Source organism: Streptomyces sp. NPDC037242 (assembly GCF_055604165.1).
Genome location: NZ_JBVJUY010000014.1, coordinates 189,023 through 202,163 on the forward strand (window position 1 = coordinate 189,023; position 13,141 = coordinate 202,163).

Consider the following 13,141-nt stretch of genomic DNA (forward strand, 5'->3'; position numbering starts at 1 on the left):
TGCCAGCCCCGAGTCCACTTCTCAGCGTACGCCGGAACCGCGCGGTCGCCCTGCTCAGGCGTCGCCGGGCAGCAGGTGCTGCGGTACCTCGCGGAAACTCCACGTTCCCCGTTGCCGGGTGAAAATCCACACCAGGTCGTAGCGGTCCGGCCAGGTCGCGGGCACGCCGAGGACCCCCTGCGCGCCCAGGGCCCCGATGAGGCGGGGGATGCCGGTGTGCTCCCAGCAGACGAGTACGGGCATCCGGGCGGCGAGCACGGCCCGGCCGAGGGCCGGTTCGGCGCCGACGGCGAACTCGGCACGGACCGGCATGCCCAGCGCCGCGGCCAGCACCTCCACGGTCTGGCGGCACCGGGCGGGCGCGCCCGCCTTGCCTCCGGCGGCGAAGACGGCCCCGGGGCGGGGCAGTGCGGCGCCGCGGAGCGGTGGGAAGAGGGCCGGGAGTTCCTGGGCCCGGCGCCGGCCCCGGCCGGCCAGGAACCCGGGGTCCTCGTTGCCCTCGTCGTCCTCCCCGGTGTCCCCGGCGTACGGCTTCTCGGCGTGCCGGATCACCATGACCAGGGCGTCCTTGGCAGCTGCCGCCGGGCCGGGGGCCGGGTCGCGGGGGTGCTCCTGCGCGGCGCAGCCGACCGCCGCGAGCGGGGCCAGGGCGGCTGCCAGCACGGTACGGCGTCGCGGTCCGCGCTCGGCGGGGGCATGTGGCATGGGCCCACTGTCGCCCGCGCCCCGGTCACCGCCGGGGACGGCGCGGCGTAGCGCTGCCACGAGCGCCCGGTCGGCCCATACGATCGGACCGTCCGGTCGTCCGGTCGTCCGGTCGGTCCGTACGGTCATCCGGTCGGACCACGGTGCGCCGCGCGCCCGGGGGCGGGCTGCGGATCAGCCCTTGCGGACCGCCCTCAGCCACTCCTTGTTCATGGCGGCGATCGACGGGAGCGGTATCCCCTTGGGGCAGGCCGTGGCGCACTCCCCCGTGAGCGTGCAGCCGCCGAAGCCCTCTGCGTCCATGGTCGCCACCATGTCCAGGACCCGGGTCTCCCGCTCCGGTGAGCCCTGCGGGAGTACGCCGAGGTGGTTGACCTTGGCCGAGGTGAAGAGCATGGCCGAGCCGTTGGGGCAGGCCGCCACGCAGGCGCCGCAGCCGATGCACTCGGCGTGCTCGAAGGCGCGGTCGGCATCGGCCTTGGGCACGGCGGTGGCGTGCGCCTCGGGGGCCGAGCCGGTCGGGGCGGTGATGTAGCCGCCGGCCTGGATGATGCGGTCGAAGGCTCCCCGGTCCACGACGAGGTCCTTGACCACGGGGAAGGCGGCTGCCCGCCAGGGTTCGACGTCGATGGTGTCGCCGTCGGCGAAGGAGCGCATGTGGAGCTGGCAGGTGGTGGTGCGCTCCGGGCCGTGGGCATCGCCGTTGATCACGAGGCTGCACGCGCCGCAGATGCCTTCGCGGCAGTCGTGGTCGAAGGCGACCGGGTCCTCGCCGCGCAGGATGAGGTCCTCGTTGAGGGTGTCGAGCATCTCCAGGAAGGACATGTCCTTCGAGATGCCGTCGACCTCGTAGGAGGCCATCGTGCCGGGGGCGTCGGCGCTCTGCTGGCGCCAGACGCGCAGGTTGAGCTTCATGCGTAGCTCCGCTGGGTGGGGTGGACGTACTCGAAGACGAGGTCTTCCTTGTGCAGGACGGGGGCGGCGCCGCTACGGACGAACTCCCAGGCCGCGGCGTAGGAGAACTCCCCGTCGCGCCGCTCGGCCTCGCCCTCCGGGGTCTGGGACTCCTCGCGGAAGTGACCGCCGCAGGACTCGGCGCGATGGAGTGCGTCGAGGCACATCAGCTCGGCGAGTTCGAGGTAGTCGACGATGCGGTTGGCCTTCTCCAACGACTGGTTGAACTCCTCGCCGGTGCCGGGGACCTTGATGCGCCGCCAGAACTCCTCCCGGATCTCCGGGAGTCGGCCGAGGGCCTTGCGCAGCCCCTCCTCGGTGCGGGCCATGCCGCAGTACTCCCACATGAGTTCGCCGATCTCCCGGTGGAAGGAGTCGGGGGTGCGGTCGCCGTCGACGGCGAGGAGCCTGTCGAGCCGCTCGCGTGTCTCCCGTACGGCGGCCAGCGCCTCGGGGTGGGTGTCGTCGACGGCGTCGCGGTGCGGGTGGCGCGCCAGGTAGTCGTTGATGGTGGAGGGGAGGACGAAGTAGCCGTCGCCGAGGCCCTGCATGAGGGCGGAGGCGCCGAGGCGGTTGGCGCCGTGGTCGGAGAAGTTGGCCTCGCCGATCGCGAAGAGTCCGGGGACGGTGGTGTGGAGGTCGTAGTCGACCCACAGGCCGCCCATCGTGTAGTGCACGGCGGGGTAGATCCGCATGGGGACCTCGTACGGGTTCTCCGCGGTGATCCGCTCGTACATCTCGAAGAGGTTGCCGTACTTCTCCGCGACCTGGTCCCTGCCCATGCGGCGGATGGCGTCGGCGAAGTCGAGGTAGACGCCCTGGCCGCCGGGGCCCACGCCGCGGCCCTCGTCGCAGACGTTCTTGGCGGCGCGGGAGGCGATGTCGCGGGGCACGAGGTTGCCGAAGGAGGGGTAGATCCGCTCCAGGTAGTAGTCGCGCTCCGCTTCGGGGATCTCGGCGGCGGGGCGGGTGTCGCCCTTGGCCTTGGGGACCCAGATGCGGCCGTCGTTGCGCAGGGACTCGCTCATCAGGGTGAGCTTGGACTGGTGGTCTCCGGTGCGCGGGATGCAGGTGGGGTGGATCTGGGTGAAGCAGGGGTTGGCGAAGTACGCGCCGCGCCGGTGCGCCCGCCAGACGGCGGTCGCGTTGGAGTTCATGGCGTTGGTGGAGAGGTAGAAGACGTTGCCGTAGCCGCCGCTGGCCAGGACGACGGCGTCGGCGTAGTGGGTGTCGATCCGGCCGGTGACCAGGTCGCGGGCGACGATGCCGCGGGCCACTCCGTCGACGGTGATCAGGTCGAGCATCTCGGTGCGGGCGTGCATCTCGACGTTGCCGGCGGCGATCTGGCGGGAGAGTGCCTGGTAGGCGCCGAGGAGGAGTTGCTGGCCGGTCTGGCCGCGGGCGTAGAAGGTGCGGGAGACCTGGACGCCGCCGAAGGAGCGGGTGTCGAGGAGGCCGCCGTACTCGCGGGCGAAGGGCACGCCCTGGGCGACGCACTGGTCGATGATCTCCACGGAGATCTGGGCGAGGCGGTGGACGTTGGACTCGCGGGCGCGGAAGTCCCCGCCCTTGACGGTGTCGTAGAAGAGGCGGTGCACGGAGTCGCCGTCGTTGCGGTAGTTCTTGGCGGCGTTGATTCCGCCCTGCGCGGCGATGGAGTGCGCCCGGCGCGGGGAGTCGGAGAAGCAGAACTGGACGACGTGGTAGCCCTGTTCGGCGAGGGTGGCCCCGGCGGCGCCGCCGGCCAGGCCGGTACCGACGACGATGATCCGGTGCTTGCGGCGGTTGGCCGGGTTGACGAGCTTGGCCTCGAAGCGGCGGCGGTCCCACCGCTCGGCGATCGGGCCCGAGGGGGCCTTGGTGTCGGCGATGGGCTCGCCGGTGGTGTAGGCCGTGTAGTCGGTGTGGTCGGTGTGGTCGGTGTACCTGCTCATGTCAGCTCACCACTCCGGTCATGACGGCGACGGGGACGGACACGAAGCCCGCGAAGAGGACGAGGGCGAGGGCATTGGCGAGGAACTTCAGCGTCCGGTCGCGTCGGGCACTGCCCTGGCCGAGGGTCTGCGCGGCGCTCCAGAAGCCGTGGCGGACGTGCAGCCCGAGGGCGGCCATCGCGAGGAGGTAGATGGCGTTGCCGTACCAGGTGGAGAAGGTGGCGAGGACGTTCTCGTACGGGTGGCCGGCCCAGGCGCGCTCGTTGACGGTGAGCGTGGTGAGGTCGAGCAGATGCCACACGATGAACAGGGCGAGGATGGTGCCGCCCCAGCGCATGGTGCGCGTCGCGTAGCTCGCCCGGCGGCGCTTGTGGGCGTACTTCACCGGGCGCGCCTTGATGTCGCGGCGGCTGAGCTGGTAGGCGCAGACCCCGTGGGCGACGACGGCGGCGACCAGGACCACGCGGACGATCCACAGGGCCCACTCGTGGTGCAGGAAGGGCGAGCCGAGGGTGCGCAGCCAGTGGGCGTAGCCGTTGAACTCCTCCGGGCCGAAGAAGATCTTCAGGTTGCCGAGCATGTGAACGACGAGGTAGCCGAGCATGATCAGGCCGGAGACGGCCATCACTGACTTCTTGCCGACGGAGGAGTCCCAGAGTGTGCGGGTGCTGGACGGCCGTCGATCCGTCCGCGTTGCCAGTGCCATGTCGAAGACGGTAAGGACCAAGGTCCTGAAAGGTCCAAGACATGATGGGGCTGATCCCGATAGGCATTGCCTATGTATGGGGCTAGCCTGGGCCCATGCAGTTCCAGCAGCTGGTGTACTTCGTGGCCGTGGCCGAGACCCGGCACTTCACGCGCGCCGCGGAGCGGGAGCACGTGGCCCAGCCTTCGCTCTCACAGCAGATCAAGGCGCTCGAACGGGAGCTGGGCGCGGAGCTCTTCAGCCGGGCCCGCGGCAACATCACGCTCACCGACGCGGGTGAGGCCCTGCTGCCACTGGCCCGGCGGATCCTGGCGGACGCGGACACCGCGCGGCTGGAGGTGCAGGAGCTGGCGCAGCTGCGGCGCGGGCGGGTCCGGCTGGGCGCGACGCCGAGTGTGTGCACCGGTCTGCTGCCGGGTGTGCTGCACGCCTTCCATTCCGCGCACCCGGGGATCGAGCTGCTGATCGAGGAGAGCGGTTCGCTGGATCTCGTACGGGAACTGGCGCGCGGGGCCCTGGACCTCGCACTGATCGCGCTGCCGCTGCCGCCCTCGGCGCCGGCTCTGACCACGGTGGAACTGCTGACCGAGGACCTGGTGGTGGTCTCGTCGGCGGCGCTCCCACCCCCGGCCGGCGGCGGGGCGCTGACGGTGTCGGCGTTGCGGGACGAGCCGATGGTGATGTTCCGCCACGGCTACGACCTGCGGGACCTCACCGTGGCCGCCTGCCGGGCCGAGGGGTTCGAGCCGGTGTTCACGGTGGAGGGCGGCGAGATGGACGCGGTACTGGGCTTCGTGCGGGCGGGACTCGGCATCGCGGTGGTGCCGGCCATGGTGGTGGACCACGCCGGCCCCGGCCTGCGGGCCACCTCCCTGGCCGGCTCCCCCCTGCGGCGCACCATCGCCCTGGCGCACCGCACGGACGTGGCTCCGCCGCGCGCGGCCCGGGAGCTGAAGCGCATGCTGGTGGGCTGACCGGCCCCGCTCGGGGCCCTCAGACACCTCCGGTCACGGCCTCAGGGACGTATGGGCAGGGTCCGGTCGAGCCCGTCGGCCAGCATGCCGAAGGCCAGGTCGGCGTCGGCCACTGCGGCCGGATGGGCCTCGTCGGAGCTCTGGCCGGATTCGATGCGGCGCCAGTTCTCCCAGCCCAACTCATGGCGGACATCGATCAGTTGCCGGGCGGCGAGCCGCGCTATGAGCGGCGGGGCGGACTCCGCTTCGAGTACGGCGGCGAGCAGTTCCACCTCCCGGGCCGTGTAGTGGGCCATCCGCGATCCGAGGCTGGGGGTGGTGTGGAGCAGCCGCTCGAAGGCCAGGACCTGCGGGTGGTCACAGATCCCGGTGATGGCGTCGCGCTCGCCGAGGGCCCCGATGAAGTGCGCGTGGAGTGCGGCCACCGGGCCCTGCCCTGCGGGCCGGTCGCGCACGATGCGCGCCGCCTCGTCCTGGTGGTCGGCGAACCGGTCCAGGACCAGGTCCTCCTTGCTCGGGAAGTACCGGAAGAGGGTGGGCTTGGAGACCTCGGCCGCCGCGGCGACGTCCGCCACGGAGACGGCGTCGAAGCCCCGCTCCAGGAACAGCTCCAGCGCCGTGGCCGCCAACTGGCGGCGTGTGCGGAGCTTCTTGCTCTCTCGCAGACCCGTCTTGTGGTCCGTGTGCACCGTGTCCATGCGTCCACCGTACCACAGATGCGTGACCAAGTTATTTTTTTAACCGGGTTGCTTTTTCTCGTCGAAGCCGCTTTCCTTGAATCACCGACGACGAGACGAAGAGAGGGACCTCCGATGACCGACGAACTGACCGACGTACTGATCGTGGGCTCCGGCCCGACCGGACTCACCCTGGCCTGCGACCTGACCCTGCGAGGCGTCGCCGTCCGCGTCCTCGACGCGCGCACCGCCCCGCACCGCGAGTCCCGGGGCAAAGGACTCACCCCGGGCAGCCTCAGGGCCTTCGCCCGGCTCGGCGCCGACAGGCCGATGACCGCCGTCGGCACCCGCGGGGTGGTCCTGCGCAAGTACTTCGACGGCGCGCACGTCAAGGACACACCGCCGTCAGGTGACGGCCTCCTCATCGGCCAGTGGCAGGTGGAGGAAGCCCTCCGCGCCCGGCTCGCCGAGCTCGGCGTCCGGGTCGAGTACCAGGCCCGGGTCACCGGCATCAGCCAGGACACGGGCGGGGTCGGCGTCCGGCTGGCGGACGGCCGCCTGGTCCGTGCCGGGTACCTCGCCGGATGCGACGGCGGCGGCAGTACGACCCGCCGGCTCCTCGGGATCCCGTTCGAGGGGCACAGCGAGGAGGCGGACACGATGGTCCTCGGGGACGTCACGGCGGCGGGGCTGAGCCGGGACCACTGGCACCAGTGGTTCACCTCGGACGGCGGGGGGATCCTGCTGTGCCCGATACCGGGGAGTGAGGTCTTCCAACTCCAGGCTTCCCCCGAACTGGACGCGCAGGGCCGGCCGATACCGCCCTCGCTGGAGGGCTTCCAGCGGCTCTTCGACCGTCACGCACGGGTACCGGGGATCCGGCTGGCGGACGCCACCTGGATATCGGCCTGGCGGGTCAACGTCCGGATGGCGGCCCGGATGCGGGAGGGCCGGGTCTTCCTCGCCGGGGACGCGGCGCACGTCCACCCGATAGCCGGCGGGCTCGGCATGAACACCGGGGTCCAGGACGCGGTCGCCCTCGGCCGGACCCTGGCCGCCGCGCTCGCACGGCCCGCGGAGCCCGGCGTACTCGACGCGTACGAGGCGGAGCGCCTGCCCGCGGCGGCCGCGGTGCTGGCCGACACCGCGGAGCGGCACGGGCGGGTCCTGGCCGCGGTGCGCGAGCCGGGCCGGGGGACGGAGGCAGGGCTGAACTGACCCGGCGGGCCGCCGTCCCGCCCCCGCGCCCCGGGCTCCGCACCCCGGGCCCGCCGGCCTGGCGGGGCCGGGCGGTGCGGCGGGGCCGGCGGTCAGGCGGTGGGCACGGCGTCCGCGAGCAGGAGGGTGTGGATGCGGTCGGGAGCGCCGGGGCGGGCGTAGTACCAGCCCTGGGCCGTGTCACAGCCGAGGGCACGGAGCTGGGCCGCCTGGGCGCCCGTCTCCACCCCCTCGACGGTCACGGCCAGTTCGAGACTGTGGGCCAGGGCGACTATGCCCTCCACGATCTTGACGTCGACCGGGTTGGCAGGCTGCTGCTGCATCCCCTGGGTGAAGGAGCGGTCCAGCTTCAGGACGCTGACGGGGAGGCGGCGCAGGTTGGCCAGGTTGGAGTAGCCGGTACCGAAGTCGTCGAGCGCGATGTCCACGCCCAGGGCGGCGAGCCGGCGCAGGGGTTCGAGGAGTTCGTCGTCGGCGCCGATCAGGGCCGACTCCGTGACCTCCAGGCACAGTGCGCCGGGAGCCAGGCCGGAGTTCTCCAGGACCGCCACCGTGTCGGCGACCAGCCCGGGGTGGTGGAGCTGCGTCGGCGAGAGGTTCACGTTGATCCGCAGGGCCGAGCCGCCGTGCTGGCGCTGCCAGTTCCGGGCCTGGCGGACGGCCTCCTCCAGGACCCAGCGGCCGAGCGGCACGATCAGCCCGGTGCGTTCGGCGAGGGGGATGAAGCGGTCCGGGCCGAGCACCCCGTACTGCGGGTGGGACCAGCGCACCAGCGCCTCCGCACCGTGCACGCTGCCGTCGTGCATGTGCACCAGGGGCTGGTACTCGATGAAGAACTCGCCGCGCTCCAGCGCCGCCGGCAGGGCGTTGGTCAGGCCGTGCCGGGTGATGGCGCGGGCGTCGGCCTCCGCGTCGGCGAACTCGAAGCGGTTGCCGCCGGCCGCCTTGGCCCGGTACATGGTGATATCGGCGCTGCGCAGGACCTCGGCGGGGGTGCGCTCGCGGGCCGGTCCCTCGACGATGCCGATGCTGCCCCGGACCGTCAGCTCCCGGCCCTCCAGCCGGATGGGCGCGGCCAGGGCGGAGAGGATGCGCACCGCGAGCTCGGTGGCCTTCTCCTCGGTGTCGGAGCCGGTGGTCAGTGCGACGAACTCGTCGCCGCCGAGCCGGGCGACGACCTCGCCAGGGCCGGTCGCACAGCTCTGCAGCCGGTCCGCGACCTCCACCAGCAGCCGGTCGCCCGCCGAGTGGCCGAGGCTGTCGTTGACCGCCTTGAAACCGTCGAGGTCCAGGTAGCACAGGCCGAAGCGGGCACCGCCGGCCCCGCTCAGGGCCTTCTCCAGCCGCTCGAAGAACAGCGTCCGGTTGGGCAGCCCGGTCAGGGCGTCGTGGGTGGCCTCGTAGCGCAGGCGCAGGTTCAGCAGCCGGCGCTCGGTGGTGTCCTCCATCAGCGCCAGCTGGTACTGCGGCACGCCCTCAGTGTCGCGCAGCAGCGAGACCGTCAGGTTGGTCCACAGCACGGTCCCGTCGTGCCGGTAGTACGGCTTCTCCACCCGGTAGCTCTCGCGTTCGCCGCGCACGAGCTCCTCGTACATCCGCCAGACGTGCGGGTGGTCGTCGGGGTGGCCCCACTCGTTGACGTTGCGGCCCCGGACGTGGCCGTCCATGCCGCCGAACATCTGCATCAGCGCGTCGTTGACCTCCAGGACGTTGCCCTTCAGGTCGGCGATGCCGATCCCGACGGCCGCGCCCTCGAAGACCGCCCGGAAGCGCTCCTCGCTCGCGTGCAGCGCCTGCTGGGCGTCGATGCGGGCGGTGAGCGCGGAGCGGGCGATGGCCTCCTGCTCCCGCAGGGTCCGCTCGCGCAGCGCGCGGGCGAAGCCGGCGGCGATCGCGTGCTGGAGCCGGGCGCAGCGGGAGCGGTACTCCTCGGTGCCGTCGGCGCCGGAGCCGTCCGGGCCGCAGTAGAGCACCAGGTACGACTCGACGACTCCGAGGGTGCCGGCCAGCGCCTCGGGGTCGGTGCAGTGCACGGCGACGAGTTCGGCGCCGACCCGCTGGGCGACCCCGGCGTCGAAGGGCCGGGCGTGCAGGGCCTCGACGAGGGTCCGGGTGAGCGGTACGAGGTGCCGCTCGAACTCGACCCGGGTGAGCGAGGTCGCCGTCACGGGGAAGATCGCCCGCCCCCAGATGGTTGCGAACCGCCCGATCCGGTCCTCGAGGCCGCCGCCGTGTGCGGCGGCCTCGGCGGCCTGCGGGGCCACTGCGCCCCGGGCCCCCGCGGCGCCCGCCGCAGGTGCGGCCGGGCCTGCGGTCTGTGCCGGGAGTCTCACGCCTTGCGTCCCGCTCCGGCGAAACCCGAGAAGGCGTACGGGTCCTCCTGCACGTCGCCGTCCTGTGGGTCCTCGGGGCCGTCGGGCCGCCAGTCGGGCATGGCCACGACGCCGGGTTCGATCAGTTCGAAGCCGTCGAAGAAGCGGGTGATCTGCTCGCCGGTGCGCATGACGAGCGGGTTGCGGATGTCCCGGTAGACGCCCACGGTGCCGCTGGCGGCCTCCTCGGAGAGCGGGATGCCCTCGTACGAGGCATGGGTGAGGATCAGCATGCTGCCGGGGGCCAGCGCGTCGCGCAGCTCGGCGACGAGGGCGTACGGGTCGTCCGCCTCCTCCAGGAAGTGCAGGACGGCGACCAGCATCAGGGCGACGGGGCGGTCGAAGTCGAGCAGCCGGGCGGCCTCGGGGGCGGTCAGGATGTCGCGCGGCTTGCGCAGGTCGGCGGCGACGACGGCGGTGCGGTCGTCGCCGGCCAGGACGGCCTGACTGTGCGCGACGGCCACCGGGTCGTGGTCGACGTAGACCACGCGGGCCTCGGGGCTGGCGGCCTGGGCGATCTCGTGGACATTGCCGAAGGTGGGGATGCCGGAGCCGATGTCGAGGAACTGGGTGACGCCCTCGGCGACCGCGTGGCGGACGGCCCTGCGCATGAATGCCCGGTTCGCCTGCATGATCTTGGGCAGGCCCGGCATGAATTCCATGGCCCGACGGGCTGCCTGGCGGTCGACCTCGAAATTGTGGGAGCCGCCCAGGTAGTAATCGTAGATGCGGGACACGCTCGGCACCGATATGTCGATGCCTGGCGGGGCCCAGGCGGGTCGCTCCATCGGGGTCTCCAAGCCGTAGTCCTGCGGTGGTCCGGTCGGGGTCGGACTCCTGTCCGAGCCGAATGTACTGATCATTGCCCAACGGAGCGAGCGAAAGCGGAAATTGGCCATCCGTTCTTCGTCACACACCAAAGGCCTGTACCGCAGCGGACTCGAAGAATGATCGAAACCGACAAATACCTTTTGTGAATTGGGCGATAGCGGGTCGGATCCCATCCGGAGATGGCTCAAACCTCTACGGTCCGCACTCCACCCGTTCAGGCGAACCGCGGCCGTCCCCCGCGCGCACCGGCGCGCGCGGGCCCATGCTCCCCGGGTGAACAGAGCCTCTACCAGGCGCCTGCTGGCGGTCCCGGTCCTGCTGTGGGCGGCCCTGGCCGCCACGCCGGCCGTGGCCGATAGCAGCACCTACCCGACGATCGGCGCCGACGACGTCGCGGCTGCCGTCCGGGCGTCCTCGGCCACCGGCGGAGGCGGGCCGGCAACCGCCCGGGGTGGCGGACATCACGGCGGCAGCGAGAACGACGGCCGCGGCCACGGCCATGGGCACGGCGGCCCCGGGCACGGGAGCCACGGCGACCACGGGGGCCACGGGCACCCCGGAAGTCATCACGGCCCGCACTGCCCGCCGCCGCCTCCCCCGCCGTGCCCTCCCGAGCCCACCCCGACCCCGACGCCGACCCCCACTCCGACCCCGCCGCCGCCCAAGCCCACCCCACCGCCACCGCCTCCTCCGCCCCCGCCCGAACCGGCGCCGGAGCCACCCGCACCGGCCCCGCCGAAACCCGCTCCGGCCCCGGCCGCGCCCCGTGTGTACCGGGCGCCCGCCCCGCCACCGCCGCCAGCGCCCGCCGTCCCGGTGACGCCTCCGCCGGCGCCCGCGCCGATGAAGCCGGTGGCCCGGCCGACGTACCGCTTCGAAGCCCGCAAGCCGGTGGAGCGCCACATCTCACCGGTGACCTTCACCTTGATGACCGCGGTTCCCGCGGTGCTCGCGATCGTCGCGCTGCGCCCGCGCTAGACCCGCCCGGACCGTTACCCATTGGGAGTCATCTTGTCGGAATGGCTCGTCCTGACCATTGCGATGGCCGCGGCTTGCGCCGTGGTGCTGTCCATCACCTTCGTCAACCACCGCCGGATCGGGGAGAACGACGATCCGAGCGAGACCCCGGACGTCATCGAGTACATGACGATGATGATCGGGGTGATCTACGCGATCGTCCTGGGCCTGGCGATCGCAGGCGTCTGGGAGGGCCGCGGCGCCGCCCAGGAGTACGTGCGCCAGGAGGCGCAGGCCCTGCACGAGATCAGCGTCCGCTCCGAGGTCTATCCCGCCGAGGTGCGCAAGAAGATCCGCTCCGACGTGGACGCGTACGTCAGCTACGTCGTGGAGACGGAGTGGAAGGAGATGGCCGAGAACGGCGATCTCACCGACCGCAGCGGGGAGTTGCTGGAGCGCATCCGGCGTGACGTGACGGACTACGAGCCGCAGACCGACCACGAGGGGCAGGCGTACCAGCCGCTGGTGGACCAGACGGCCGTCGTGGACGACGCGCGCAACGCGCGCGGCCAGAGCGCCGGAGCCACCATGCCGGGCGTGGTGTGGTTCGGGCTGATCGCCGGGGCGCTGGTGACGGTGGGACTGATCTTCACCCTGCAGATCCGCCGTTCGTTCCGGGAACTGCTGCTGGCGGGTCTCTTCAGCGCGCTCATCGCGTTCCTGCTGTTCCTCATCTGGGACTTCGACGCGCCCTTCGGGCGGGGCATCGCGGCCACCGCCGAGCCGTTCTTCGCGCAGTTCCCGCACCTGGGCCTGGAGGACTGACGCCGCCGCGACCCGTACGCGCGCCGTACGCCGACGGCCGCGCGCAAACCGGGGGCGGGCCTCCCGTCCCCGGTTCGGCCCATCGCAATGACCCGTTCGCCCGTTCCTGATCGCGGGTCACGGCGCCCGCGCCTAGCGTGGCGGACACCGAGGCGCACGACCCCCCACGTGCGGAAACCCGTTCCGCGGCTGCTCCTCGGGGATCCGGAGAATGAACCATGGGTGCGATACGTTCCTCCGCCACCGCCCTGTTGAGCGCCGGCGCCGCAGGCGCCGCCCTCGCGCTCGGCGTCCTCGGTGCTCCCCTCGCGACAGCCGCCCCGCTGCCCGTCACCTCGTTCGGCTTCGCCATCACCCCCTCGACCGTCGCTCCGGGCGGGCAGGTCGTGCTCTCCGTCACCGGTTGCAACGCCGCCTTCGCCACCGCCTCCTCCGGTGTCTTCGACACCGTGAGCATTCCGCGGGGCCAGACCGTGCGCGTCACGGTGGACCGGGACGCCCGGCGCGGAGCCCTGTACTCCGTCTCCTTCACCTGCAACGGGGAGACCGGTTCGGCCGACCTCACCATCGCCGGGGCCACCAGCAGGCCCACGACGAACTCCACGACCGGGTCCCGTACCGGAACGAGCAACGGAACCAGCACCGGCACCAGCAACGGAACCGGCACCGGCACGGGGGCCTCGCGCGGCGCCACCCTGGGTGTCCGCGGCGGCCTCGGCGGCAGTGTGGCCGCGCTGGACACCGTGGAGCTCGGCGCAGGCGCCGGGCTCGTCCTCGCCGCCGCGGGCGGTACGACGTACGCCCTGCGCAGGCGCGGCGCCCGCCGCAACCACTGACGGACGGCGGACCCACCGCCGCAGCCGCTCCCGCAGCCGCCCGGAGAACCGCCGGTCGCCCCGCCAAGCCGTCACCCTGCTACGCCAGCACCTGACCCGCGGCGACTTCGCCACACGCGATCGGGCCTTCTTCAGCGCCCATCTCGCTGGTG

The 13,141-nt window shown here is 72.4% G+C and carries 12 protein-coding genes; 5 read left to right on the top strand and 7 right to left on the bottom strand.

The genetic code is table 11. The features are described 5' to 3' along the window. Nucleotides 1-54: 54 nt before the first annotated feature. The 4 genes from ACZ7GJ_RS19085 to ACZ7GJ_RS19100 all read right to left on the bottom strand — a co-directional run bounded on the left by ACZ7GJ_RS19085 (nt 55) and on the right by ACZ7GJ_RS19100 (nt 4,299). Nucleotides 55-705, bottom strand: a complete 651-nt coding sequence (locus tag ACZ7GJ_RS19085) for a hypothetical protein (RefSeq protein ID WP_470753098.1) — start codon at nt 703-705, stop codon at nt 55-57. Between the two features lie 174 nt (nt 706-879). Then, nucleotides 880-1,620, bottom strand: a complete 741-nt coding sequence (locus tag ACZ7GJ_RS19090; RefSeq protein WP_470753100.1) for a succinate dehydrogenase/fumarate reductase iron-sulfur subunit — start codon at nt 1,618-1,620, stop codon at nt 880-882. Continuing rightward, nucleotides 1,617-3,593, bottom strand: coding sequence for a fumarate reductase/succinate dehydrogenase flavoprotein subunit (locus ACZ7GJ_RS19095; RefSeq protein ID WP_470753102.1), 1,977 nt, complete (start codon nt 3,591-3,593; stop codon nt 1,617-1,619). Before ACZ7GJ_RS19095 ends, ACZ7GJ_RS19090 begins: the two co-directional genes overlap by 4 nt. Before the next feature lies 1 nt (nt 3,594). Further along, the gene (locus ACZ7GJ_RS19100; RefSeq protein WP_470753103.1) at nt 3,595-4,299 is read right to left on the bottom strand and encodes a succinate dehydrogenase cytochrome b subunit; all 705 of its coding nucleotides are present in this window, start codon (nt 4,297-4,299) and stop codon (nt 3,595-3,597) included. 95 nt (nt 4,300-4,394) lie between these two features. Here ACZ7GJ_RS19100 and ACZ7GJ_RS19105 point away from each other — a divergent pair, with 95 nt between their 5' ends. Continuing rightward, entirely contained in the window at nt 4,395-5,273 is an 879-nt protein-coding gene (locus tag ACZ7GJ_RS19105; protein ID WP_365921023.1) for a LysR family transcriptional regulator, read from the top strand. A gap of 41 nt (nt 5,274-5,314) precedes the next feature. Here the strand turns inward: ACZ7GJ_RS19105 and ACZ7GJ_RS19110 are convergent, their stop codons facing one another. After that, nucleotides 5,315-5,971 carry a TetR/AcrR family transcriptional regulator gene (locus ACZ7GJ_RS19110; RefSeq protein WP_470753106.1) on the bottom strand — a complete coding sequence of 219 codons (657 nt, stop codon included), beginning with the start codon at nt 5,969-5,971 and terminating at the stop codon, nt 5,315-5,317. Between the two features lie 114 nt (nt 5,972-6,085). Between ACZ7GJ_RS19110 and ACZ7GJ_RS19115 the strand changes: the two genes are divergently transcribed. Further along, complete coding sequence (locus ACZ7GJ_RS19115; RefSeq protein ID WP_470753108.1) at nt 6,086-7,168, top strand: FAD-dependent monooxygenase; 1,083 nt, start codon at nt 6,086-6,088, stop codon at nt 7,166-7,168. Nucleotides 7,169-7,260: 92 nt separating this feature from the next. On the opposite strand, the gene ACZ7GJ_RS19120 is transcribed toward ACZ7GJ_RS19115, so the two are convergent. Together ACZ7GJ_RS19120 and ACZ7GJ_RS19125 are read right to left on the bottom strand one after the other, a co-directional pair. After that, on the bottom strand, nt 7,261-9,432 hold the full coding sequence (locus ACZ7GJ_RS19120; protein WP_470753129.1) for a putative bifunctional diguanylate cyclase/phosphodiesterase: 2,172 nt from the start codon (nt 9,430-9,432) through the stop codon (nt 7,261-7,263). Nucleotides 9,433-9,497: 65 nt separating this feature from the next. Beyond that, the gene (locus tag ACZ7GJ_RS19125) at nt 9,498-10,328 is read right to left on the bottom strand and encodes an SAM-dependent methyltransferase (RefSeq protein ID WP_470753110.1); all 831 of its coding nucleotides are present in this window, start codon (nt 10,326-10,328) and stop codon (nt 9,498-9,500) included. 859 nt (nt 10,329-11,187) lie between these two features. Between ACZ7GJ_RS19125 and ACZ7GJ_RS19130 the strand changes: the two genes are divergently transcribed. The 3 genes from ACZ7GJ_RS19130 to ACZ7GJ_RS19140 all read left to right on the top strand — a co-directional run bounded on the left by ACZ7GJ_RS19130 (nt 11,188) and on the right by ACZ7GJ_RS19140 (nt 12,989). Next, entirely contained in the window at nt 11,188-11,349 is a 162-nt protein-coding gene (locus ACZ7GJ_RS19130) for a hypothetical protein (protein WP_470753112.1), read from the top strand. A gap of 33 nt (nt 11,350-11,382) precedes the next feature. Then, a complete protein-coding gene (locus ACZ7GJ_RS19135; RefSeq protein ID WP_470753114.1) occupies nt 11,383-12,153 on the top strand; it encodes a bestrophin-like domain in 771 nt (256 codons plus the stop codon). Between the two features lie 218 nt (nt 12,154-12,371). Continuing rightward, nucleotides 12,372-12,989, top strand: coding sequence for a hypothetical protein (locus ACZ7GJ_RS19140; RefSeq protein ID WP_470753115.1), 618 nt, complete (start codon nt 12,372-12,374; stop codon nt 12,987-12,989). Nucleotides 12,990-13,141 lie beyond the last annotated feature (152 nt).